Below are 23,274 nucleotides of genomic sequence, written 5' to 3'. Positions count from 1 at the left end.
CATGTCTGGAGTTTTATTTTGTTTTAATTCAATCGGATATTTTCAGCCCGGGCCCAGTCTCCGGTAAGTCGCAGGTGTTGTCAAAGCAGGTTTATTCTATTTTTCCGATCGAGACGATTCTGGTTTCATTTTCTTGCACCGATTTTTTCGAAACCGCAGTTTGCGAACGCCGTGACTCGCGTCATGACAACCGGGTTTCGTCATCGTGACGGTCAGCTGAAAAGCCATTCTGCGACCATCTCTATCCAGTCGAGTTCGCCCGCGATATCGATGACGGTTTCGCCGACGATTTCGGCAGTCGATGTGGTCGATGCGCCCGTCGCCACCGTCCCGGCAGCAACCGCGTTCGCCTTCGCCATTTCGACCGGCGCGCCCGATCTCGGATCGGCCAGCCGCTCCAGCCAGTCGATGATGTTGGCACGCGCATCCTCTTCATCGACGAAATCATGTCGCTCCAGAAATCGATCGAACACGACCCACGTAAGCGTCTTGCTTCGCGAATCGGATTCGAGATGCCAGTCGACAACGCCTGTCCGACCGGACGCCCTGATTTCGAGCATCGCGGTGAAACAGTAATCGAGATACTCGATTTCAAGTTTCGACGACATGGTTTTCTCCGGTCGATCTGCCAGCTCTGTACTTACGATGTGCCGCGCATCGGGTTCCTCGACACTGTATGAATCTTCGATGAAATTCGCGCGGCGCATCATGTCCGCGAGCAGTATCGCGATATTCTCGTGACCTGTCGATATCGATCGCCGACACATGACCGCAATCGATTTGCTCACTATTGTTCTCCGCGCTTTTGCTCGCGGCCAAGGTTCTGCCGCGAATCGGGCCGATTTCCTATTTCGGGTATTGTCCTGCCTCGCCGCCGCAATCGCGCTGCTAAACTGGAATCAATAAGGCCGCTTGCGGCATCAGAGGAAACAATGGCACTCGCCCACGCACAGGAAAATGGCGTAGAAGTCTGGGTGATCCAGCTTCCCGGGCACACACCCTATGCCTACACGCACCTCAAGCGGGTATTCTCGTCTGACGATACGCGCCATCGGGTCGTGACGATCGACCTGCCGAAACTGCTGGCATGTGCCGACCGCGACACGACGGACTACGTGTTGCCGTCCGTTCTGTACTGGGCCCCTGGAAAAGCCGCGGGCATTCGCGAATTCCTCGATCCTGAACAGGACAGGATTGCGGACATGCCGTACATCACGTTTCGCGAGACGAGAACGCGAACGCTGCTCGGCATCCCCGGCCTGTCGAAGGTCGGCGTCGCGTCGTTCCGCAACGGCCAGCATCGCGCACGCTATCTGGCCTATGCAGGCGCAACGACCCTGCCCGTCGAGGTGCACGAGACGGAAGCCGATTTGCTCGTGCGGTACTGCGGCGAGTAGCGACGGAGTCCGTTCGGCTTTCGCCCGGCGACGGCCGTACCTCGTGCGACCGTTCGCTCGAACGTCGCCAGGCCGCTACGCCTGTATCGCATAGATCCGGTCGGTGTCCTCCGTCTGGCCGATGCGGCTCGTCTCGATACCCGCCAGTTGCCATCCGTTGTGTTCATAGAAACCGATCGCGCGTTCGTTGTCCTCCAGCACCTTCAGGTGGACCTTGTCCACGCCAAACGTACGCGCCCAGGCACGAACGGCTTCGATCATGCGCTTGCCCGTGCCGCTTCCGTGATGCGCAGGATGGACGTGCAGGCAGTCGAGCAACACGCCAGGCACCGGGTCGACCGGACGCTCGGCGCTGACGAAGCCCACGGGCTCGCCATCCGCCTCGGCGATCAGCACGAGCCCCCACTCTTCTTCATTGCGATCCAGATAGTGCCGCCATCGGTTCGCGTGCTCCGTCGGTACCTCGTCGGCGAGGTAGGCAGCCGGCAGGATGTGGCTGTATGCGGTTTGCCAGCTCAGCGTGTGCAGGCGAGCGATATGGTTTGCGTCGTGCGCTGTCGCGGCACGCAGCGTGGCCCGGGTTTCCGGCATCGGTGGTCACTCCTTCAGCTTGCTCTCTTGATCGGGACATCCCGCCGCAAAATATACCGCGCGTTGCGGCATGCAACCCTCGACGACCTGCGTGCGAACGATACCGTGTCGGCCTGTCCCGGGCCGACGAAATCACGGCATCGCACTCCGCACGTAATCGGCGCGTACCTTGCATGCGCCGTCGCCACCCACCAGCTCGTGACGTCCGCCAGCGCTCGTCTTCTTCACGCCTGACGCGATCGCGTCAGCGCCTGCCCGCCGGGCGTCGCTGCAACTCGTTGCCTGTGCAACGGAATGAAGGCAAAAAAAATCCCGACACCATCATTGGTCGTCGGGATCGAACGGCCCTGCAAAGCATGAGGGCACGAGGAAGCCGACACATTACATCAATGCAAGACTGTTGCGCGCTGTCGGTTCACGCCAAGTCCCTGTCCCATTCCGCCATTCATGCGCAAAGCGCGGCCATAAACGAAAAAAGCCTGCTCACGCGGAACGCGAGCAGGCAAGAAAACGGATCAGCATTCGAGGCACGAGGGCTGTCCATGGAAGATAACGGCACGGAGCGCAAGAACCTTAGCTGGGACAGGAAACTTCGCAACATCATGTCGGCGGGATACGGCCATCCAATCTCGTGTCGAAGATCCATTGATGAAAACCGGCGACACAGTGACGATATCCTGTCGCCCGCAACGCTGGCCGTCCGCCAACCGTGCGAAGCTCCACCCGGCTTGCTCGTAGCAAAGCACCACTCCATTCAATCGGCCATGTATGGCAAACTTCGGCTCCGAATCGGCGCAGCGCGCACTCTTCACTGCAGGGGAATCATGTACGTCTTGATCTATATCGCAGCAGTCGCTGTCGCGAACCTGATGGTCGCTCATTTCGGACCCGCTGCTACACCGATCATCGCGTTCTTTCTGATCGGACTCGATCTCGCGATTCGAGACCGACTCCATCTGGACTGGCGCGGTCGCGCGCTTTGGTCAAGGATGCTTGCGTTGATCGCGGCCGCTGGTGTTGTCAGTTACGCGCTCAATCCGGCTGCCAAGGAAATCGCCCTCGCGTCTCTCGCAGCGTTCGGTTCGGCAGCCGTAGCAAGTGCAATCGTGTTTCAACTCGCACGTCGCTTTCCGATACTGGCGCGCGCCAACGGTGCGAACGTCGCGGGTGCGGCTGTCGACTCCATCGTCTTTCCGCTTATTGCGTTCGGGGCGGTGTTTCCGACGATCGCCGCATTGCAGTTCGTTGCAAAGGTGGCGGGTGGCGCTTTGTGGTCGTGGGTGGTTTTTAGAAACACTCGAACGGTTCAGGCGGGGATCGCGAGCAATGTGGTTGATCGGTGACGACGAGCGCTGTCCAGATATCGCTGACTACGCTTTTTTGATGGAAGAAGTTCGACGCGCAGGTACCAGCCCGTGTCAGCTTCAGCGCGTGGAGTAAGCATGCGGACGGTGGAAAGGTTGATTCAGCGTCCCGTCAGGATCGGTCGCCGCGCGATTTCATACCCCAAGAACCAGCGACGCACCAACCCTATCGTCACGATGCCCACGATCACGCCGGCACCGATATCTGCCAGGTAATGGCCACCAACCGAGAACGTCGATGCCAGCATGACCGAATTGAGCGCGAGCGCGACGGGAAAAATGAAGCGAAGATTACGTGTGACGTAGATCAACATTACCGCGACGACTGCATGAAATGACGGTAACGAAACGATTCCCTGCATCGCCATGGGATTCATCACCATGGGCGCCCCAGTTCTCGCACTGAAATAATCAGAAAGGTGAGACGCCGGACCGGAGTCGATAATACCGAAGTACGGGAATGCACTCGCCGCCGGATACCACGTCGAAATCGCAACGACGAATATCAGCGAAATCACGAATATCAGCATCATCTCGCAAAGCTCTTGCTTTCGGCGCAACAGTCCGAATAAAAAGCACAACAGAACCATCTGATACGAAATGGTTTTATATGCGAACAAAAGTACTTGCTGAATAACCTCGTAACGTACGACCCATTGGTAGCTTTTCAACCAATCGAATCCGAACGATTGCTCCCACGCCAGAAGCGCACCCTGGATCTCGGGACGGTTGACGGCCGCCCCGATATACGTCGCAATCACTGCCGCCTGCGCATTCATCGTGACGGTTCGAAAGCAAAGGACCGAGAGCGCGATATCCCGACAGCGAAATTTTTCGGCAATTTCCCGATAGCGCGGGATACGTCCGATGCCGACTAAGACACCGCAGATCAGTAGCGTCATGACGCACGTCTCGACCGATTGCGGATACCACTCGTGAATGAGGGACAGCCCAAATCGGCCCATGGTCGCGAAATCGACAGCAAACATGACACCCGTCAGCATCCAAGCAATCGCAAACGCCCCCAATACTCTCGTTCTCATATTTTCCCCGGCCATGCTTTTTATTGACGGTGTATCCGTCCTGTCAGCACATATTCAATCACGCCCGGCAAAAAATTACACTGGGCGTTTGTCATAGGCCAGCCAAATCAATCATCGCGGGAACGGGCGCTCATGGCGGAGGTGGTTGCGGTGTTTCCGCCGTTGAAGGGGCGTTTCCGCGTCTCGACCGCCTTGTGTCGATCGAAGGCACTCGCTTAGCCGGTCGACACTCGCGTGAAGCGCGCAATGCAATGCCGGAAGATGCGCCGCAAGGTAATCGAGCCGTTCGAAATCATGCCAACGCTCGCGGCACGCCCCGGTCGGTTGGAGGCGATTCGGCACGAAGAAATGCCTGTCCGTGTTCACGCCGAGGCGCGGCACGCACTACACGCGCGACGGATTCAAGGGATGCCGAGGGAAGTTGATGAGCGAAACGATCGAGGCGAAGGTCATTGCCGATCGATTCGCATTCCATGACTTGCGTGCATATTACGCACCCAACATCAGAGCGAGCGCGGCGCCCTGCCCGACCTGCATGCGAACCCCGCGACAACCGCACGGGCGTACGACCGAAACAAAATCGGAAAGCACTGGGAATTCCATTTTGTGGAATGCCAAAACAAAAACGGCACTGTCTTTTGGGACAGTGCCGTTTTTAACAACTTGATACCGCTTGGAATTCTGTGGGGTGGCTGATGGGACTCGAACCCACGACGACAGGAATCACAATCCTGGACTCTACCAACTGAGCTACAGCCACCACTGTTACTGCTTTTTGTTCTTCGCTGCTTTTGTGTTTCAGCAGCGAAGAACAAGATTATACGAACACTTTTGAATCTTGCAAAGCTTTTTTTTCAAAAATTTCTTCGGCCTCGTTCAGATGCGCGCGCGCCTCGTCGAACACGGCCAGATCAGCTCGGGCGAGCTTCTTGTTGTCGGACAGCACACGACGCCAGCCGCGTGCACCGGGCATGCCGCGATACAGTCCGAGCGCGTGCCGCACGATCGCGCCGAGGTAGGTCCCGCGCTTCAGTTCGGCCGCGCAGTATTCGATCAGCTTCGCCTCGGCCTCTTCGCGCGTCGGCACCGCGGCGGTCGACCCGTAGAAGCGCGTATCCACCTCGGCGAGTACGTACGGGTTGTGATACGCCTCACGGCCAAGCATCACGCCATCGACATGCTCGAGATGCTGCGCAACCTCGTCGAGGGTCGTGATACCGCCGTTGATGACGATCTCGAGCGACGGAAAATCGCGCTTCAGCTGATACGCATAGTCGTACTTGAGCGGCGGGATCTCACGATTCTCCTTCGGCGACAGCCCCTTCAGGATCGCATTGCGCGCATGCACGACGAACGTTTCGCAGCCAGCCTCGGCCACCGTACCGACGAAGTCGCGCACGAACGCGTAGTCCTCGACCGCATCGACCCCGATCCGGTGCTTGACCGTGACCGGCACCGACACCGCATCGCGCATCGCCTTCACGCAGTCGGCAACGAGTTGCGGCTCGTTCATCAGGCACGCGCCGAACGCGCCGCGCTGCACGCGCTCGGACGGGCATCCGCAATTCAGGTTGATTTCGTCGTAGCCCCACTGCTCGCCGAGCTTCGCCGCGCGCGCGAGATCGTCGCGCTCGCTGCCGCCCAGCTGCAGCGCGACCGGCGCTTCGTTCGGCGTGAACGCGAGATGCCGCTGGGCATCGCCGAACAGCAGCGCGCCCGTCGTGATCATCTCCGTATACAGCCACGTGTCGCGCGTCAGCGTACGGTGGAACGAGCGGCAATGCCGGTCGGTCCAGTCGAGCATGGGCGCGACGGATACGCGGCGGGGAGGAAGTGAAGACGGTACGGACATGGATTTCGGGCAACAGGCCAGGCGGCGCGGAAACAACCCGGTATTTTACCGCAACACGGGCTGTGCCTGCCCGGCACGCGTGCTACCCCTCGCCCAGCTCAGCATCGACCGCCCGCCGGGCCTCGTCGAGCACGCGCTCGATCACGCGCCGTTCGGTCAGCAGCATCCCGTCGACCTTGACGAGCCGCCAGTCGATCCGCACCGCGTCGCCCTGCAGCACGCGGTAATGCGCATGCTCGCCGTCCCAGACCTGCTCGGTCTTCACCTCGATCTCGAAGCCGCGGTACGGCTCGCTGAAATCGCCGAGGTCGCTGCCTCTCGGTTCCATCGCACGCTCCGTGGCGACGCAGCGCCAAGCCGCCCGGGCGGCCCGGCGCCGTGCGCTCAATCGTATTCGTCGGATAAAAAGGATTTGCCCTCGGCCGTCAGGTCGACCCGGTCGGCCGCCGCCTGGTAGATCAGCCCCTCGTTCAGCAACGCGTAGACGACGTCGTCGAACGCAGCGGGAACCGGTCGGCTTTCACCGAACTGGTCGATCCATTTCAGCGCCTCGATGGCTTCGGGGGAAAGGATGGGGGTCATGCGTTGGCCTCCGGCATCGGTGTCGCTCCATCCTAGCACTTCGTCCGGACGTCGAATACCAAGGCAAACGCGCTGCGCCAATGCCGGACGGCGCCCACGGGCAGGTTGCCCGCGGCGCCGCGGCGGTGCAGCACACGCGGGCTCAGAGGCGCGCGATCGATACTTCGGTCGATTTCACGAGCGCGACGACTTCCGCGCCCACCTTCAGTTCGAGTTCGTCAACCGAACGGGTCGTGATCACCGACGTGACGATGCCGAACGGCGTCTCGACGTCGACCTCGGAGACCACCGATCCGCGAATGATCTCCTTGACCTTGCCCTTGAACTGGTTACGTACGTTGATTGCAGTGATGCTCATCAGGTTGATCGCTCCGAAGAAAAAGATCTCAGAACGGGCGGCCGCTGCCGCCCGGAATTAAACGGCCCAGCGGATCTGCCCGACCGGTCGAACGTTGTCTGCCTCATGCGGTGCGTCGTGGTCGGCCGCACCGGGCCCGCCAGCGAGCACGCGTTTCAGCACGCGATCCTCGAGCGCCGCAAACGCAGCCGACGCGCGGGCGCGCGGCCGGTCGAGCGGCACCGGCTGATCCAGCGCCACCCGCCCCTGCTCGATGAGCAGGATGCGGTCGCCGAGCGCGACGGCCTCCTGCACGTCGTGCGTAACGAGGAGCGCGGTAAATCGATGCTCGCGCCACAACCGCTCGATCAGCGCATGCATCTCGATACGGGTCAGCGCGTCGAGCGCGCCGAGCGGCTCGTCGAGCAACAGCAGTTGGGGCCGGTGCACGAGCGCACGGGCCAACGCGACACGCTGCCGCTGGCCGCCCGACAGTTGCGCGGGCCAGTCGTTCGCGCGTTCCAGCAGGCCGACTTCATCGAGCACCGCGCGTGCCTGGTCGCGCGCGCCGCGTCCGAGGCCCAGCATCACGTTCTGCAGCACGGTCTTCCACGGCAGCAGGCGCGCATCCTGGTACATGATCCGCGTATCGAGTTCGCCGCCGCCCTCGCCGCGCGTTTCGAGCGTGCCGCTGCTCGGCTGCTCCAGTCCCGCGACGAGACGCAGCAGCGTCGATTTCCCGCAGCCGCTGCGGCCGACGATTGCGACGAAGCTGCCGCGCGCGATGCCGAGCTCGACGTTGTCGAGCACCGTGCGCGCCCCGAAGCGCTTGCTGACGCCCGACAGCGTCACCGCATCGTCCGGTGCCGGGCTTCCCGGCCGTCGCCGCGCGAGCGGAACGACGGATGCGCCGGCATCACGTTCGAGAACCGCTGCGTCCCGCGCGTCGCCGTCCGCGACACGCGCCTGCACCAGTTCGGCCTCAAGGTCTGCGCCGGCAAGCGGGCCGTAGGCGGCCGCCGAAGTCGTCGCATTCATGCCTTTGCTCCTGATTGATAAGCGGGGTGCCAGCGCAGCGTCACGCGCTCGAGCCATTTCGCCAGCACGTCGGCCAGCTTGCCGAGCACCGCGTACAGCAGGATGCCGACCACCACCACGTCGGTTTGCAGGAATTCACGCGCGTTCATCGTCATGTAGCCGATGCCCGACTGCGCGGAGATCGTTTCCGCGACGATCAGCATCACCCACATCAGCCCGAGCGCAAAGCGCACGCCGACGAGAATCGACGGCAACGCACCAGGCAGGATCACGTCGCGGTACAGCGCAAAGCCGCGTACGCCGTAGCTCTTCGCCATCTCGATCAGGTTTGCGTCGACCGAGCGGATCCCGTGATACGTGTTGATGTAGACCGGGAAGAACACCCCGAGCGCAACGAGGAACAGCTTCGCCTTCTCGTCGATGCCGAACCACAGGATCACGAGCGGAATCATCGCGAGCGCCGGGATGTTGCGGATCATCTGGATCGTCGAATCGAGCGCGACCTCGGCCGCCTTCGACAAGCCGGTCGCGAGCCCCAGCGCGAGGCCGACGCCGCCGCCGATCGCGAAACCGAACAGCGCGCGCCACGTGCTGACCTTCACGTTCGCCCACATTTCACCCGACGTCACGAGCGACCAGGCCGCTCGCACGACCGCCACGGGTTCGGGCAGCACGCGGGTCGACAGCCAGCCGATGCGCGCGCCCACTTCCCATGCCGCCAGCAGCGCGAGCGGCACGAGCCACGGCGCGACGCCGCGCCATGCGCGGGCGGCCAGGGCCGCGGCCGTCGTCGACGTTTTCGTTGTCATCGCAGGCCTCCTGTCGCTCAGCTCTGGGCCGCTTTCGGCAGATAGCTGTTGCCGACGATCTCGCCGAACGGGCCCGACAGCGGGCCGGTCGCTTTCGCCGCGCCGTTGCCCTTGATCAGCGGGAATACGAGTTCCGCGAAACGGTACGACTCCTCCAGGTGCGGATAGCCGGACAGGATGAAGGTCTCGATGCCGAGATCCGCGTATTCGCGCATGCGCTCGGCGACCTGCTCCGGGTTGCCGACGAGTGCGGTGCCCGCGCCGCCGCGCACGAGGCCGACGCCGGCCCACAGGTTCGGGTACACCTCGAGCGCCTCGCGGCCGCCGCGCTTGCCGCCGTGCAGCGCGGCCATCCGGCGCTGGCCTTCCGAATCCATGTTCGCGAACGCCTTCTGCGCGCGTGCGATGGTTTCGTCGTCGAGGCGGCTGATCAGGCGCTCGGCGTCGCGCCATGCTTCGTCCTCGGTCTCGCGCACGATCACGTGCAGACGAATGCCGAACTTGATCTTGCGGCCGCGCGCCTCGGCGCGGGCGCGAATATCGGCGATCTTCTTCGCGACGGCCTCGGGCGGCTCGCCCCAGGTCAGGTAGGTGTCGATGTGATCGGCCGCGATCTCGTGCGCAGCCGGCGACGAGCCGCCGAACCACAGCGGCGGATGCGGACGCTGCACGGGCGGATACAGTGCCTTGCCGCCCTTCGACTGCAGATGCTTGCCGATGTAGTCGAACCCGCCGTTGTCGTGCGACGCGGACAGCAGCCCGCGCCAGATGTTCAGGAAGTCGTCGGTGATTTCGTAGCGCGTGTCGTGATCCGCGAACAGGCCGTCGCCTTCGAGCTCGGCGGCATCGCCGCCCGTCACGACGTTGATCAGCAGGCGGCCGCCCGACAGGCGGTCGAACGTCGCGGCCATCCGCGCCGACAGCCCCGGCGATGCGATGCCGGGACGGATCGCGACCAGGAATTTCAGGCGCTGCGTCGCCGGGATGAGGCTCGACGCAACGACCCACGCATCCTCGCAGGAACGGCCGGTCGGCAGCAGCACGCCCTCGTAGCCGAGCGTATCGGCCGCTACCGCGACCTGCTTGAAGTAATCGTAATCCGCGGCGCGCGCACCTTCGGCCGTACCGAGGTAGCGGCTGTCGCCGTGCGTGGGGATAAACCAGAACACATTCATCTGCTGCTCCTGCTTGACTGTCCTTGCCGGAATTTGAAAAAACACCTCCCTGCTCGCGTCGCGGATGCGCGGCGCATGCATGGTGTGCGTTCGAATCGGGATGGCTCGCCGGTCAGGCCGTGCAGCGGGCGAGGACGCGATTGCACGGCTGTTTCTGGGAAATCAGTCTAGGGATCGGTGCAGGGCTTTGGAACGATTTTTTTGAGCTTAGGTTTTCCGCTTTCGTGATTAGCACGACGCTGGAGCGAATATCGCGGCGGGCGGGCCCTATAATGGCGCACCTATCCGAATAACTCCGCGCGGACGGCCCCGGCCGTGCGCGCCTGCGGTGCACTCATCGATGCAGAAAGTCATCCTGCCATTCCTGTCCGGCTTCCTGGCCGCCCTGTTCTTCCGCGAAGCCACGCTCGCCCTCCTTCATACGGCCGACCTGATCGCCGCAACCGGCTTCTCCACGCAGCCGTTCGCGCCGCTCGGCATTCCTGAATTTGTCGCGAATGCGCTGATCAGCGCGTGCTGCGCGATCCCGATGGCGTGGCTGCTGCGCGTCTCGCCGGAGCGCGAGGCCTCGTGGATCGGCGCGCTGGTGTTCGGCGGCATCGTGCTGACGGCCGCCCGCGTGTTCGCGATCGATCCGCTGCGCGGCATCTGGCCGTCGGGCAACATGATGCCCGTGCTCGCGGCCGGCTTCGCGGCGAATGCGGTATGGGGCTTCGGCGCCCTCGTGTTCATGCGCGCGTTCATGTCGGACGACGCAGGCGACGAATAACGCGGCGGCAAGCGCTGCGCCCTTCGCCACCCACCGGTCGACACCCATGCAAAAGGCCGCCTGCACGTGCAGGCGGCCTTGTCGTTTCCAGCGCGCGCTTCGGCCAGTCCGACCGACGTCAGTCCTGCAGCTTCCGCAGCGGATGCGTGTCCGGCGTCCACGGGCTGTCGAACATCGCGAGCACGTCCGTGCGGTCGATATCGGCGGACGACTTGAAACGCCAGGCCGGCTGGTGGTCCTTGTCGACGATCAGTGCACGCACGCCTTCGATCACGTCGCCGCGCGCGAACGTCGAGCGCGTGAGATCGAGATCGCGCCGCAGGCAATCGGCCATCGTTGCGCCACGTGCACGTTCGACGACTTCCAGCGAGACGGCCATCGACAGCGGCGACAACTGTTCGCGCATCGCGTGAGTCGCCTTCTCGGCCCATCCGTCGACGGCCGCGCAATCCGGCTCGGCGTCGAGCGACGCGAGGATCGCGCCGATGTCCGGCTGCGCGAAATGCCGGTCGATCCCGGCACGCGCGTCGGCCAGCGCCGACGTGTCGGGCGTCGGCACGACCTTGTGTGCGGCCGCCGCGTCGGCCACGCACGCGACTGCCTGCGCGCCGCTGTCGATGCGCGCGCTGCGCAGCGTATCGAGCAGCGCCGGCACTGCGGCATCGGGCAGATAAACGTCGGCGAGCTGCGCGTACAGCGCGCCGGCCGCGTCGAGCGTCGCGCCGGTCACGGCGAGATAGCGGCCGAGCGCGCCGGGCGTGCGCGCGAGGAACCAGCTCATCCCGACGTCCGGGAACAGGCCGATACGGGTTTCCGGCATCGCCATCTTCGTCGAGTCGGTCACGACACGCAGACCGCCCGTATGCCGCGCCGCCTGCGAAATCCCCATGCCGCCGCCCATCACGACGCCGTGCATCAGCGCGATATAAGGCTTCGGATAGGTGAAGATCGTGTGGTTGAGCGTGTACTCCTCGGTGAAGAACGTGTCGACCGCATCGCGGTCGCCTCGCTGCCACGCATCGTGGAAGAAGCGCACGTCACCGCCCGCGCAGAACGCACGCGGATGCGGGCTGTACACGACGACGGCGACGACCTCCGGATCGTCGCGCCACGCGTCGAGCGCCTGCTGCATCAGCCGGATCATGCCGACCGACAGCGCGTTCAGCGCCTTCGGCCGGTTCAGTTCGAGAAAGCCGATGCGGTTCGCGACAGTCGCGCGCACGTCGGGCTGAGTGGATTCGGCGGAAACGGCAGCGGGAGAGGAATCGGTCATGAGAGTCATCCGGCAAATGGCAGTCGCAGGCTCAGTGCGCCTGCATCTTCGAGAACAGGTTCAGCACCACGACGCCGGCGATGATCAGGCCGAGGCCGATCACGGCCGGCAGGTCCGGCACCTGGCGATAGAGCAGCATCGCAACGAGCGTGATCAGCACGATGCCCGCGCCCGACCAGACGGCATAGATGATGCCGACGGGCATCGTGCGCAACGTGATCGACAGGCAGTAGAACGCGATGCCATAACCGGCCACGACCAGCAAAGACGGCCAGAGGCGCGTGAAGCCGTCCGCCGCGCGCAACGCCGACGTGCCGATCACTTCCGCGACGATCGCGATCGCGAGCCAGGCGTAACCGGGAAGCTGCATCGCTCAGCTCCTCGCGAGGGCCAGCACGGCGTAGTCGTGGCCGAGCTCGGCACAGAGCGCCTCGACGACGAATTCGTGGTCCGCGCGCTGCGGCAGCCCCGACGCGGTGATCGAGCCGATCACGCCGGCACCGGCGACGGTCAGCGGGAACGAGCCGCCGTGCGGCGAATATTCGGCGATCGGCAGCCCGTGCTTGTCGGCGAGCGTCGCGCCGGCCTGCTGCATGCGCAGGCCGATCGCGTACGAGCTGCGGCGGAAATGGGCGACGACGTTGCGCTTGCGGCGTACCCAGTCGGCATTGTCGGGCGTGGTGCCAGCGAGCGCCGCGTAAAACAGCGGCTGGCCGAACGTGACGATGTCGATCGCGATCGCATGGCCACGCGACGTCGCGAGCGCGTGCATCCGGTTGCCGAGCGCCCATGCGCGGGCCGCGTCGAATTGGGGAAATACGAGCGCCTGTTCCTGCGCGCCGATCGATTGCAGATCGTGAGCGATATCCATGAATCCGTCGATACAGTAATGAGAGTCGCAACAGCGCCGAAGCGATCGCGCGCGGCCCCGCTGCCGAAGAAACGAAACAAACCGCTCGATTCTAGCGCACGCACCCGCCGTACCGGCCCCACAAGCAGCGACAAGAAATTGTCAGAAAACGCTTGCACGCATTCGGGTTACTCCTTATAATTCATTTCTTCGACGGACGCGGGGTGGAGCAGTCTGGCAGCTCGTCGGGCTCATAACCCGAAGGTCGTAGGTTCAAATCCTACCCCCGCAACCAACCGTCCAGAATTACGCAAAAAGCCCGGCTCCGCGCCGGGCTTTTTGTTTTTCCGCCGCACGCCTCGTCCCGCTTCGCGCGACACGCGGCCTGCACGCGCAGGCGTTCAAGAATGCCGCGCCCCGGTGATACACTCGCATCACCTCGTCCCTTCCACTCGACATGAAATTCTGCTCCGTCTGCGGTCACGAAGTCATCGCGCGCATTCCTCCGGGCGACAACCGCGAGCGCTTCATCTGCGATCACTGCGGCACGATCCACTACCAGAATCCGCGCAACGTCGTCGGCACGGTTCCGGTCTGGGGCGATCAGATCCTGCTGTGCCGCCGCGCGATCGAACCGCGCTACGGGTTCTGGACGCTGCCCGCGGGCTTCATGGAAATGGGCGAGACGACGGCCGAAGCCGCCGCGCGCGAAACGCTCGAGGAAGCCGGCGCGCGCGTCGAGGTGCAGAACCTGTTCACGCTGCTCAACGTGCCGCACGTGCACCAGGTCCACCTGTTCTACCTCGCGCGGCTCACCGATCCGGCGTTCGAGGCCGGCGAGGAAAGCCTCGAAGTGAAGCTGTTCGACGAAGCCGATATCCCGTGGGACGAAATCGCGTTCCCGACCGTCAGCCAGACCCTGCGGTTCTTCTTCGCCGATCGCGCCGCGGGCGACTACGGCGTGCACACCGGCGATATCTTCCGCTCGCTGCGCAACGGCTGAGCCCCCGCCCCATGGTCCCCTGGCTCGGCCCGGACGATCCGTTTCCGCCCATCGAACGCGCGCTCGGTCCCGCGACCGGCGCGCCCGGCCTGCTCGCCGCGAGCGCCGACCTGCTGCCCTCGCGCCTCATCGACGCGTACCTGCGCGGCATCTTCCCGTGGTATTCGGACGGCCAGCCCGTGCTGTGGTGGAGCCCCGACCCGCGCATGATCCTCGTGCCGGCCGAATTCAAGGTGTCGCCCTCGCTGCGCAAGACGCTGAAGCGCGTGCTGCGCGAGCCCGACTGGGAAGTGCGCGTCGACCACGATTTCCCGGGCGTGATGCGTGCGTGCGCGCAGGCGCCGCGGCGCGGGCAGCGCGGCACGTGGATCACGGCCGAGATCATCGACGCTTACACGTCGCTCTACCGCTCCGGCAACGCGCACAGCATCGAGACGTGGCACGACGGGCGGCGCGTCGGCGGCCTGTACGGCGTGTCGTTCGGGCGGATGTTTTTCGGCGAATCGATGTACGCGGACGCGACCGATGCGTCGAAAATCGCGCTGGCCGCGCTCGTCGCGCACCTTCGCGAGCAGGGGCTGGAAATGATAGACTGCCAGCAGAATACGTCGCATCTAGCGTCGCTCGGCGGCCGCGAGATCGCACGCAAGGCCTTTGTCGCTCACGTGCGCAGCGCGGTAGCCGAACCGCCGATTCCGTGGCAGTTCGACAAGCGCGTGCTCGCCGCGCTGACGGGCCGCGCCGAAACGGCGGCCCCCTCCGGGATCGAGCGCTAGCGCGGCACTCCCTCCCTGCAACGAGAGCTGCCCATGACTCACCCGACTGAGCTGCCGCTTTCACCGCTTTCGGCGCTGCAATTCTATGCAACGGCGCCCTATCCGTGCAGCTATCTGGACGGCCGCGTCGCGCGCTCGCAAGTCGCGACGCCGAGCCACCTGATCAACTCCGACATCTACACCGAGCTCGTGAAGGCCGGCTTCCGGCGCTCGGGCGTCTTCACGTATCGTCCGTACTGCGACGGCTGCCGTGCCTGCGTGCCGGTGCGCGTCCCCGTCGCCGCGTTCGCGCCGTCGCGTACGCAGCGCCGGATGTGGAAGCGGCATCGCACGCTCGTCGCGACGGTTTCGCCGCTGCACTACGACGAAGAGCACTACGCGCTCTACATGCGCTACCAGTCCGCGCGCCACGCGGGCGGCGGCATGGATCGCGACAGCCGCGACCAGTACGAGCAATTCCTGCTGCAGAGCCGGATCAACTCGCGCCTCGTCGAATTCCGCGACCTCGACGTCCCGGGCGGCGAGCCCGGGAAGCTGCGCATGGTCAGCATGATCGACATCCTCGGCGACGGGCTGTCGTCCGTCTACACGTTCTTCGAGCCCGACGACCGGCACACGAGCTACGGCACCTACAACATCCTGTGGCAGATCGAGCAGGCGAAGAGCCTCGGCCTGCCCTACGTGTACCTCGGCTACTGGATCCGCGAGAGCCCGAAGATGGCCTACAAGGCGAACTTCCACCCGCTCGAAGGGCTGATCGACGGCCGCTGGAAGATACTCGATCCGGAACGGATCGACCTGCCGCCCGTCGACGCGGCACTGGCCCGTGCGCCGTTGCCGGGCGGGCATTCCGGCTCGGGCTGACGCGCGCCGCGGGGGTGACGAAGCGAAGCGCGCCCCTGCCGCCCAACTCCCGGTAAAATAGCGGGTTGTCATTCATTCCGGCTGTCCGCCCTATTCCCGTGTTCAGTTCCCTTTATCCGCTGGCCCGCGCATCCCTGTTCAAGATGGATGCGGAAGACGCTCACCACCTCACGCTACGCGCGCTCGGCGCGGCCGGCCGCACGGGCCTTGCCTGCGCGCTGTCGGCCCGCGTGCCCGACGCGCCGCGCACCGTGATGGGGCTCACGTTCCGCAACCCGGTCGGCCTCGCGGCCGGCCTCGACAAGGATGGCGCGGCCATCGACGGCCTCGCGGCGCTCGGCTTCGGCTTCATCGAGGTCGGGACCGTCACGCCGCGCCCGCAGCCCGGCAACCCGCGCCCGCGGATGTTCCGCCTGCCGCAGGCCGAAGCACTGATCAACCGGATGGGCTTCAACAACCACGGCGTCGACCAGTTCGTGAAGAACGTCCAGGCTGCCCGCTATCGCGGCATCCTCGGCCTGAACATCGGCAAGAACGCCGATACGCCGATCGAGCGCGCCGCGGAGGACTACCTGTACTGCCTCGAGCGCGTGTACCCGTTCGCGAGCTACGTGACGATCAACATCTCGTCGCCGAACACGAAGAACCTGCGCCAGCTGCAGGGTGCGGGCGAGCTCGACGCGCTGCTCGCGGCGCTGAAGGACAAGCAGCAGCGCCTCGCCGACCTACACGGCAAGCTCGTGCCGCTCGCGTTGAAGATCGCGCCCGATCTCGACGACGAACAGGTCAAGGAAATCGGCGACACGCTGCTGCGCCACAAGATCGAGGCGGTCATCGCCACCAACACGACGCTGTCGCGCGCGGCCGTCCAGGGCCTGCCGCATGCGGACGAAGCCGGCGGCCTGTCCGGCCGCCCCGTGTTCGACGCGTCGAACGAAGTGATCCGCAAGCTGCACGCCGAAGTCGGCAGCGATGTGCCGATCATCGGTGTCGGCGGTATTTTCTCGGGCGAGGATGCCCGCGCGAAGCTCGCGGCCGGCGCGGCGCTGGTGCAGCTCTATACGGGGTTCATCTACCGCGGTCCCGCGCTCGTCGCGGAATGCGTGAAGGCCGTCGCCCGCGAACGCTCCGCGTAATATAGGCATAAACAAACGATATTTAAAAGTCGATTGCATTTTTGCTATCATCGACCCCGTTATCAGAATCAATGACCCGGACAGGGCAAGGAAACACACGATGAAGATTGCGCTGCTGAAGAAGCTGCTGGTTGCCGGCCTGATCGGCACGTCGTTCGCCGCTGCCACCGCGCATGCGGCCGACCTCCTCGACCAGGTGAAACAACGCGGCACGCTGCGGGTCGGCCTGGAAGGCACGTTCCCGCCGTTCAACTCGAAGAACCCGCAAGGCGAACTCGTCGGCTTCGACGTCGACATCGCGAAGGCCGTGGCCGCGAAGCTCGGTGTGAAGGCCGAATTCGTGACGACCGAATGGAGCGGCATCATCGCGGGCCTGCAGGCCGGCAAGTTCGACGTGATCGCCAACCAGGTCGGCATCACCGACAAGCGCAAGGAAACGCTCGACTTCTCGCCGGCGTACACGTACTCGTCCGCGCAGCTGATCCAGCGCAAGGACGACACGCGTGACTTCAAGTCGCTGGAAGACCTGAAGGGCAAGAAGCTCGGCGTCGCGCTCGGCACGAACTACATGGACATGGCGAAGTCGGTGCCGGGCATCGACGTGAAGACGTACCCGGGCGCGCCCGAGTACCTGCGCGATCTCGCGGCCGGCCGTCTCGACGCGGCGCTCAACGACCGCCTGATGCTCGCGTACCTGACGAAGAACTCGCAACTGCCGCTGCGCCCGGGCGCGAACGTCGGTTCGGCGAACCCGTCGGGCATCCCGTTCAAGAAGGGCAACCCGAAGTTCCAGAAGGCGATCGACGACGCGATGGCGCAACTCGAGGCCGACGGCACCTTCACGAAGATCTCGGACAAGTGGTTCGGCATCGACGTGACGAAGCCGATCAAGTAAGCACGCCTGCATTTCCCGCCTGACGGCGGGCCGGAAAGGGCGGCATCCGTCACGATGCCGCCCTTTGTTTTATGCGTCCGGTTTATGATTGCGCTTTCGCGCACGCATTCGATTCGTATTCCATGTCGACAACGTCCCTGCTCGTCCAATCGCTGCCGGTGCTCGCCCAAGGCGCCGTTCTGACCGTCAAGTTCGCCGTGCTGTCGATGGTGTTCGGCCTGCTTGGCGCCGTCGTGCTCGCGATGATGGGCATCCGGCAAAGCGAAGCGCTCGACGGTTTCGAACGCATCTGGGTCAACGCGCTCGCGTGGCTGGCACGCGCGTACGTGAGCCTGATGCGCGGCACGCCGCTGCTCGTGCAGATCTTCGTCATCTACTACGGGCTGCCGAGCCTCGGGATCTCGCTCGACCCGACGCCCGCCGGCGTCATCGCGCTGTCCGCGAACGTCGCGGCCTACATGTCGGAAAGCATGCGCGGCGCGATCAACGGGATCGCGCGCGGCCAATGGCTCGCCGCGTACAGCCTCGGGTTGTCGTGGGGGCAGACGCTGCGCTACGTGATCGGCCCGCAGGCGCTGCGCATCGCGGTGCCGAGCCTGTCGAACAGCCTGATCAGCCTGATCAAGGACACGTCGCTCGTGTCCGTGATCACCGTGACCGAACTGCTGCGCAGCGCGCAGGAAGTAATCGCGGCAACCTATCAGCCGCTGCCGCTTTATCTCGCCGCCGCGGCCGTGTACTGGATCCTGTGCCAGATCCTCGAATGGGTGCAGCGCTGGTACGAAAAGCGCCTGTCGCTGCCGTCGCGGCACTGAGCGCACGCCGCGCGCCGGGCCGCTCGCGCGCGCCCGGCTCCCGCCTTCCCGCTTACTCGCCCGAATAACGCACGCCGAGCGCCGCTCGCGCGGCATCGGTCATCGCGATCATCTGCCGCGAATGGTCGTGCGTCATGATCGGGCTTTCGGTCTGGCCCGCACGCAGCAGGTCGCAGAAGTGCGCGGTCTCGTAGTTCAGGCCGCCGCCGTCGAACGGTGCGTCGAGTTCGACGGTGCGCCCGTCCGCATAACGAATCGTCGCACGCGCGGGGTTCCACCATTTCTCGTGAATCGTCACGTGGCCGCCGGCCGCGGCGATCAGCGCGTCGCCGCGCCCCATCACGTCGAGCCCGCAAAAGAGCTGCGCGATCCCGCCGTTCGCGTGCACGCTGTTCAGGCTTGCGAACAGATCGACACCCGTCTCGCCGACGCGGCCGAGCGTCTGCACGTCGCGCGCGGCGCCGAGCCAGTCGACCGCGAGAAACGCCTCGTAGATCCCGATATCGAGCAGTGCGCCGCCCGCGCGATCGAGACGATAGACGGCATGGTCGTCCGGCACCGATGACGACGCGCACCCTGCCCGCACGAGCCGGATCTCGCCGATCGGATCGTCATGCAGATGCGCACGTAACTGACGGTACAGCGGGAAGAACGGCGGCTTCATCGCCTCCATGAAAAGCCGCCCGGCGTCGCGTGCCGCACGCAGCACGGTGTCGAGCTGCGCCGCGTTCAGCGTCGCGGGCTTTTCGCACAGCACGGCCTTGCCGGCAGCCAGCGCGGCCAGCGTGTACTGCCCGTGACTGTCATGGAGCGTCGCGATGTAGACCGCGTCGATATCGCTCGCGAGAAGTGCTTCGAGGCTTGCGGCAGGCGTACCGCCGTACGCTTCGCAAAAGTCTGCCGCGGCATCGGCGCGGCGGGCCCAGGCACCGGCGAGCGTGGCACCCGGCACGTGCGCGAGGCTTTGCGCGAAACGGCGCGCGATGCTGCCTGCGCCAACGATGCCGAAGCGCACCGTGCGATGGTCGTTGTCGTTCATCCTGATCTTCCGTGTCGGTCGTATGACGATGGCCGGCACGCTGCCGGCCGGCCGTCATGATAAACGGCCCGCGGCACACGGATGAGCGAGTCGCGCAGCGTCAGGCGCGCATGGGCACGTCGACGGAGAAATCGCGCGAGATCTCGTCGGCGCTGAAATCGATCAGCGCAAGCGAAGCGGCTTCGGCTTCGCGCGGGTCGCGCCGCTCGATCGCGTCGACCACACGTGCATGCGCCTTCACGACGACGTCGTGCGCACCTTCCTTCTGCACGACACGCGGATTCACGAGACGCACCGCACCGCGCACGATCGCCGCCATCTGCTGGAAGAACTGGTTGCCGCTCGCCTGCACGATTCGCGTGTGCAGCAACTCGTCCGCCGTGTCGTAGCCGGGGTCGCCCGGCTGCAGCACCTTGAACGCATCGAACGCTTCGCGGATGCCCGCGATGTCGGCAGCCGTCGCGCGCACCGCCGCCTGCGCGGTCGCGCGCGGTTCGATCAGCATCCGGAATTCGATGACGTCGCGCATGAACTGCGGATCGGGTTTCGCCCGGAATCGCCAGCTCACCACGTCTTCGTCGATCATCCGCCAGTCGCGCATCGGCCGCACGCGCGTGCCGACTTTCGGGCGCACGTCCAGCATGTCGCGCGCAAGCAACATCGATAGCGCTTCCCGCATCACGGTGCGACTCACATCGAACTCTTTCGACAGCACGTCCTGCGGCGGCAAGATGCCGCCGTACTTGTCCTCGACGATACCCGAGACAAGCCCATCCATCACTTTCGCGACCAGTGACCGGTCTTTGCCCTGCTCCATGACACCTCCCCGTGCGTCGATTTGCGAACACCTGCTCCGCAGTTCCGCCGGCCCTGGTTACGACTGTTCTTATGATCTATAAGTTGATGAGTTCGAGGATATTTCGCTATCTGGTAAACACCTGACAGGGTTATCCCTCTTTTTGACCGGGTGATTTATACGGCTAAAAATAAGGCCCGGGAAGCGCATTGCGCCTACCGGGCCCCGATTTCCACAAGATTTAAACATTCAGTCCATTACGACACGCGACTCATCATTACGGACTGCTTGTCACATCTTTCAATTAGCCGAATAAACGATCGTTTCAACGCCGTTTTCCGTGCCGAGCAAGCACAGATTCGCACCGCGCTCGGCGAACAGGCCGACCGTCACGACGCCCGGCCATGCGTTCACCTGGGCTTCGAAACCGCGCGGATCGGCGATCTGCAGCCCCTTCACGTCGATGATCTCGTTGCCGTTGTCGGTGATATACGGCGCGCCGTCCTTCGTCACGCGCAGCACCGGCACGCCGCCGAGCGCGGTCACGCGCCGGCCGATCGCCGTGCGCGCCATCGGCACGACTTCGATCGGCAGCGGGAACCCGCCGAGCACCGGCACGCGCTTGCTGGCGTCCGCGATGCAAACGAACGTATCGGCCACCGATGCGACGATCTTCTCGCGTGTCAGCGCGCCGCCGCCGCCCTTGATCATCGCGCCGCTCGCGTCGATCTCGTCGGCACCGTCGACGTACACCTGCAGCGAATCGACCTCGTTCAGGTCGAACACCTTGATGCCGTGCGACTTCAGGCGTTCGGTCGTGGCGACGGAGCTCGACACGGCGCCGCGATAGCGCGCCTTGACGACGGCGAGCGCGTCGATGAAGCAGTTGGCGGTCGAGCCGGTGCCGACGCCGATCACGGCGCCTTCCGGCACGTTCTGGATCACGTAATCAGCGGCGGCCTGGCCGACGAGGCGTTTGAGTTCGTCTTGAGTCATGGAGTGGTAATGCTGCGGGATTGCGGAAAACCACCAGTTTACCGGACTCGGATGACGGCCCGGCTTTTTCGGCGTGCCGGGCGCGGCGGATTCAGGGCGCGCCCGCCGCGGGCGCGTTGTCCGCCGGTTGCGTGCCGGGAAAGTACTTGTCGAGCAACGCCTGCGCGATCGCGTCGGTTTCGGCGTCCGGGTTGCCTGCATAGTCGGACGGCCTGAAATGCATCTGGAACGCCGCGAACACGCGGCGCGTGCGTGCGTCGAGCACGCCATCGGTGGCCACGTCGTAACCGTAGCGCGCGAGCTTGAGCTGCAGTTCGCGCACGTCGACCGGCGCATGCGGATCGCGACCACCGAGCCGCGCGGTGATGGTCGCCTCGTCCGGCCACGCACCGACGCCGGCCACGGCCAGCACGTGCCACGGAAACAGCGGCCCCGGATCGATCTTGCGTTGCGGCGCGATGTCGCTGTGCCCGACCACACGCGTCGGCGGAATCCCGTAGCGCGCGACGATGTCCTTCGACAGCCGGGTCAGCGCCGCGACCTGTTCGGGCGGATAAGGCTGCCAGGTGCGGTTTTGCGGATCGAGCGGCCCGCGGTTCACGTTCTCGATGCCGATCGACACCGCGTTCAGCTCCGTCGTGCCCTGCCACTCGCTGACGCCCGCGTGCCAGGCGCGCTCCGATTCCGGAACGAGCTGATAGACGACCGGCCTCCCGCGCTCGAGGCGCGGCTGCGGCGGGATGACGTAATGCACGCTGACCGAATCGCCCGTCAGCGTGCGCAGCGATTTCGCCTCGTCGCTTTCGGTGTAATGCATCACGAGAAAGCGGATCCGCGCATCGGCGCCGCGCGCGTGCAGGCTCGTGTCGGCGTAGTAGGTACCGCGTTCGACGAGCGACGGCGACGTGCAGGCAGCCAGCAGGCACAGCACGGCGCAGGATGCGCCAGCGCGAAACAGGGTCATCGGTCGCGAGCTCCGGAGAGCCGCGTGCCGCAGCGGATCGCGGCACGCGTCGTTCGGGTCATTCGAGGCCCGCGCAGGGCGCGCGGGACGGGCTGCGTCAGCCCTTCACGCGCCGCTGGCGCACGGCTTCGTACAGGCACACGCCGCTTGCGACCGACACGTTCAGGCTTTCCACGCTGCCAGCCATCGGAATGCTCATCACTTCGTCGCAGGTGTCGCGCGTCAGCCGGCGCATGCCTTCGCCTTCCGCGCCCATCACGAGCGCGACGGGGCCGTCGAGCTTCGTTTCGTAGAGCGTCGCCGACGCCTCGTCCGACGTGCCGATGATCCACACGCCGGCCTCCTTCAGCTCGCGCAGCGCACGGGCGAGGTTCGTCACCGTGATGTACGGCACCGTATCCGCCGCACCGCTCGCCACCTTGGCCGCGGTGGCGTTCAGGCCGACCGCACGGTCGCGCGGCGCGATCACCGCGTGCGCGCCGGCCGAATCGGCGACACGCAGGCACGCGCCGAGGTTGTGCGGATCGGTGACACCGTCGAGCACCAGCAGCAGCGCCGGGCCCTGGATGCCGTCGAGCAGCTCGGACAGGTTCTGCGCGAGCGGGACGTCCTCGACACGCGCGACGACACCCTGATGACGCTCGGTATGCGCGAGGCCCCACAGGCGCGTTTCGTCGGCCGCGATCAGCCGCACGCCCGCTTCCTTCGCGGTGTGCAGGAAGTCCTGCATGCGGCGGTCGCGGCGCGTCTGGTCGTACAGCACCTCCGCAACCGTCGATGCATCGTGCCGCAAACGTGCGGTCACCGCATGAAAACCGTAAAGAACCTTCAGACGTGACATGACTGGAACAACCTTCGATCAAACGTGCGGCCGCGCGACGCGCGCAGCCGCGATCCATGGAAAAGGAAA

27 protein-coding genes and 2 tRNA genes are annotated in these 23,274 nt (G+C 64.8%); 10 read left to right on the top strand and 19 right to left on the bottom strand.

Annotated elements, in window-relative coordinates:
* Nucleotides 1-212 precede the first annotated feature (212 nt).
* A complete protein-coding gene (locus tag CFB43_RS08725) occupies nt 213-788 on the bottom strand; it encodes a hypothetical protein (protein WP_226275118.1) in 576 nt (191 codons plus the stop codon).
* Between the two features lie 144 nt (nt 789-932).
* Between CFB43_RS08725 and CFB43_RS08720 the strand changes: the two genes are divergently transcribed.
* The gene (locus tag CFB43_RS08720; protein ID WP_089456141.1) at nt 933-1,397 is read left to right on the top strand and encodes a plasmid fertility inhibition factor family protein; all 465 of its coding nucleotides are present in this window, start codon (nt 933-935) and stop codon (nt 1,395-1,397) included.
* Between the two features lie 75 nt (nt 1,398-1,472).
* On the opposite strand, the gene CFB43_RS08715 is transcribed toward CFB43_RS08720, so the two are convergent.
* The gene (locus tag CFB43_RS08715) at nt 1,473-1,988 is read right to left on the bottom strand and encodes a GNAT family N-acetyltransferase (protein ID WP_089494774.1); all 516 of its coding nucleotides are present in this window, start codon (nt 1,986-1,988) and stop codon (nt 1,473-1,475) included.
* A 542-nt stretch (nt 1,989-2,530) separates the two neighbouring features.
* Between CFB43_RS08715 and CFB43_RS38780 the strand changes: the two genes are divergently transcribed.
* The gene (locus CFB43_RS38780; protein ID WP_226275116.1) at nt 2,531-3,331 is read left to right on the top strand and encodes a VUT family protein; all 801 of its coding nucleotides are present in this window, start codon (nt 2,531-2,533) and stop codon (nt 3,329-3,331) included.
* 122 nt (nt 3,332-3,453) lie between these two features.
* On the opposite strand, the gene CFB43_RS08705 is transcribed toward CFB43_RS38780, so the two are convergent.
* From CFB43_RS08705 to ssuD, 9 genes are all read right to left on the bottom strand, one after another.
* Complete coding sequence (locus CFB43_RS08705; protein ID WP_179254810.1) at nt 3,454-4,254, bottom strand: phosphatase PAP2 family protein; 801 nt, start codon at nt 4,252-4,254, stop codon at nt 3,454-3,456.
* Between the two features lie 825 nt (nt 4,255-5,079).
* Nucleotides 5,080-5,155 (bottom strand) — tRNA-His (locus tag CFB43_RS08695).
* A gap of 57 nt (nt 5,156-5,212) precedes the next feature.
* Nucleotides 5,213-6,199: a tRNA dihydrouridine(20/20a) synthase DusA gene (gene dusA / locus CFB43_RS08690; protein ID WP_256989954.1), complete on the bottom strand. Its 987-nt coding sequence runs from the start codon at nt 6,197-6,199 to the stop codon at nt 5,213-5,215.
* A gap of 130 nt (nt 6,200-6,329) precedes the next feature.
* Nucleotides 6,330-6,575, bottom strand: a complete 246-nt coding sequence (locus CFB43_RS08685) for a hypothetical protein (RefSeq protein ID WP_089425275.1) — start codon at nt 6,573-6,575, stop codon at nt 6,330-6,332.
* A gap of 56 nt (nt 6,576-6,631) precedes the next feature.
* On the bottom strand, nt 6,632-6,829 hold the full coding sequence (locus CFB43_RS08680; protein WP_089494770.1) for a hypothetical protein: 198 nt from the start codon (nt 6,827-6,829) through the stop codon (nt 6,632-6,634).
* Between the two features lie 142 nt (nt 6,830-6,971).
* On the bottom strand, nt 6,972-7,187 hold the full coding sequence (locus tag CFB43_RS08675) for a TOBE domain-containing protein (protein WP_006476104.1): 216 nt from the start codon (nt 7,185-7,187) through the stop codon (nt 6,972-6,974).
* 57 nt (nt 7,188-7,244) lie between these two features.
* Complete coding sequence (locus CFB43_RS08670) at nt 7,245-8,204, bottom strand: ATP-binding cassette domain-containing protein (RefSeq protein ID WP_089494769.1); 960 nt, start codon at nt 8,202-8,204, stop codon at nt 7,245-7,247.
* The gene (gene ssuC, locus CFB43_RS08665) at nt 8,201-9,013 is read right to left on the bottom strand and encodes an aliphatic sulfonate ABC transporter permease SsuC (protein ID WP_089494768.1); all 813 of its coding nucleotides are present in this window, start codon (nt 9,011-9,013) and stop codon (nt 8,201-8,203) included. Before ssuC ends, CFB43_RS08670 begins: the two co-directional genes overlap by 4 nt.
* A gap of 17 nt (nt 9,014-9,030) precedes the next feature.
* A complete protein-coding gene (gene ssuD, locus CFB43_RS08660; protein ID WP_089425272.1) occupies nt 9,031-10,188 on the bottom strand; it encodes an FMNH2-dependent alkanesulfonate monooxygenase in 1,158 nt (385 codons plus the stop codon).
* A gap of 340 nt (nt 10,189-10,528) precedes the next feature.
* On the opposite strand from ssuD, the gene CFB43_RS08655 reads away from it, so the two are divergent.
* The gene (locus CFB43_RS08655) at nt 10,529-10,957 is read left to right on the top strand and encodes a hypothetical protein (protein ID WP_006484223.1); all 429 of its coding nucleotides are present in this window, start codon (nt 10,529-10,531) and stop codon (nt 10,955-10,957) included.
* A 118-nt stretch (nt 10,958-11,075) separates the two neighbouring features.
* Here CFB43_RS08655 and CFB43_RS08650 read toward each other — a convergent pair whose 3' ends face one another.
* From CFB43_RS08650 to CFB43_RS08640, 3 genes are read right to left on the bottom strand one after another with little or no spacing between them, the layout of a single operon-like run.
* Entirely contained in the window at nt 11,076-12,230 is a 1,155-nt protein-coding gene (locus CFB43_RS08650; protein WP_089494767.1) for an enoyl-CoA hydratase/isomerase family protein, read from the bottom strand.
* A 31-nt stretch (nt 12,231-12,261) separates the two neighbouring features.
* Nucleotides 12,262-12,600: a DMT family transporter gene (locus CFB43_RS08645; RefSeq protein ID WP_039358831.1), complete on the bottom strand. Its 339-nt coding sequence runs from the start codon at nt 12,598-12,600 to the stop codon at nt 12,262-12,264.
* Between the two features lie 3 nt (nt 12,601-12,603).
* Nucleotides 12,604-13,101: a heme-degrading domain-containing protein gene (locus tag CFB43_RS08640; protein ID WP_089494766.1), complete on the bottom strand. Its 498-nt coding sequence runs from the start codon at nt 13,099-13,101 to the stop codon at nt 12,604-12,606.
* A gap of 197 nt (nt 13,102-13,298) precedes the next feature.
* On the opposite strand from CFB43_RS08640, the gene CFB43_RS08635 reads away from it, so the two are divergent.
* The 7 genes from CFB43_RS08635 to CFB43_RS08605 all read left to right on the top strand — a co-directional run bounded on the left by CFB43_RS08635 (nt 13,299) and on the right by CFB43_RS08605 (nt 18,569).
* Nucleotides 13,299-13,375 (top strand) — tRNA-Met (locus CFB43_RS08635).
* A 162-nt stretch (nt 13,376-13,537) separates the two neighbouring features.
* A complete protein-coding gene (locus CFB43_RS08630; protein ID WP_089425269.1) occupies nt 13,538-14,083 on the top strand; it encodes an NUDIX hydrolase in 546 nt (181 codons plus the stop codon).
* A gap of 11 nt (nt 14,084-14,094) precedes the next feature.
* On the top strand, nt 14,095-14,859 hold the full coding sequence (aat, locus tag CFB43_RS08625) for a leucyl/phenylalanyl-tRNA--protein transferase (protein WP_089494765.1): 765 nt from the start codon (nt 14,095-14,097) through the stop codon (nt 14,857-14,859).
* A gap of 33 nt (nt 14,860-14,892) precedes the next feature.
* Nucleotides 14,893-15,723, top strand: a complete 831-nt coding sequence (locus CFB43_RS08620) for an arginyltransferase (protein ID WP_089494764.1) — start codon at nt 14,893-14,895, stop codon at nt 15,721-15,723.
* Between the two features lie 98 nt (nt 15,724-15,821).
* Complete coding sequence (locus CFB43_RS08615; protein ID WP_089494763.1) at nt 15,822-16,859, top strand: quinone-dependent dihydroorotate dehydrogenase; 1,038 nt, start codon at nt 15,822-15,824, stop codon at nt 16,857-16,859.
* Between the two features lie 100 nt (nt 16,860-16,959).
* On the top strand, nt 16,960-17,754 hold the full coding sequence (locus CFB43_RS08610) for a cystine ABC transporter substrate-binding protein (protein WP_039358847.1): 795 nt from the start codon (nt 16,960-16,962) through the stop codon (nt 17,752-17,754).
* A gap of 122 nt (nt 17,755-17,876) precedes the next feature.
* Nucleotides 17,877-18,569, top strand: a complete 693-nt coding sequence (locus tag CFB43_RS08605) for an amino acid ABC transporter permease (protein WP_006484207.1) — start codon at nt 17,877-17,879, stop codon at nt 18,567-18,569.
* Between the two features lie 52 nt (nt 18,570-18,621).
* On the opposite strand, the gene CFB43_RS08600 is transcribed toward CFB43_RS08605, so the two are convergent.
* The 5 genes from CFB43_RS08600 to rlmB form a co-directional block, all read right to left on the bottom strand.
* Nucleotides 18,622-19,608 carry a Gfo/Idh/MocA family protein gene (locus CFB43_RS08600; RefSeq protein WP_089494762.1) on the bottom strand — a complete coding sequence of 329 codons (987 nt, stop codon included), beginning with the start codon at nt 19,606-19,608 and terminating at the stop codon, nt 18,622-18,624.
* Nucleotides 19,609-19,708: 100 nt separating this feature from the next.
* The gene (locus CFB43_RS08595; protein WP_021161556.1) at nt 19,709-20,425 is read right to left on the bottom strand and encodes a FadR/GntR family transcriptional regulator; all 717 of its coding nucleotides are present in this window, start codon (nt 20,423-20,425) and stop codon (nt 19,709-19,711) included.
* A gap of 279 nt (nt 20,426-20,704) precedes the next feature.
* Complete coding sequence (rpiA, locus tag CFB43_RS08590; protein ID WP_089494761.1) at nt 20,705-21,400, bottom strand: ribose-5-phosphate isomerase RpiA; 696 nt, start codon at nt 21,398-21,400, stop codon at nt 20,705-20,707.
* Between the two features lie 91 nt (nt 21,401-21,491).
* Complete coding sequence (locus CFB43_RS08585; RefSeq protein ID WP_089494760.1) at nt 21,492-22,364, bottom strand: N-acetylmuramoyl-L-alanine amidase; 873 nt, start codon at nt 22,362-22,364, stop codon at nt 21,492-21,494.
* A gap of 97 nt (nt 22,365-22,461) precedes the next feature.
* Nucleotides 22,462-23,205, bottom strand: coding sequence for a 23S rRNA (guanosine(2251)-2'-O)-methyltransferase RlmB (gene rlmB / locus CFB43_RS08580; protein WP_059234599.1), 744 nt, complete (start codon nt 23,203-23,205; stop codon nt 22,462-22,464).
* Nucleotides 23,206-23,274 lie beyond the last annotated feature (69 nt).

The sequence above is a fragment of the Burkholderia sp. AU15512 genome (assembly GCF_002223325.1).
Taxonomy (GTDB): domain Bacteria; phylum Pseudomonadota; class Gammaproteobacteria; order Burkholderiales; family Burkholderiaceae; genus Burkholderia.
Note: the sequence above shows the minus strand (reverse complement) of the source record. Positions and strands in the feature narration are given on the sequence as shown.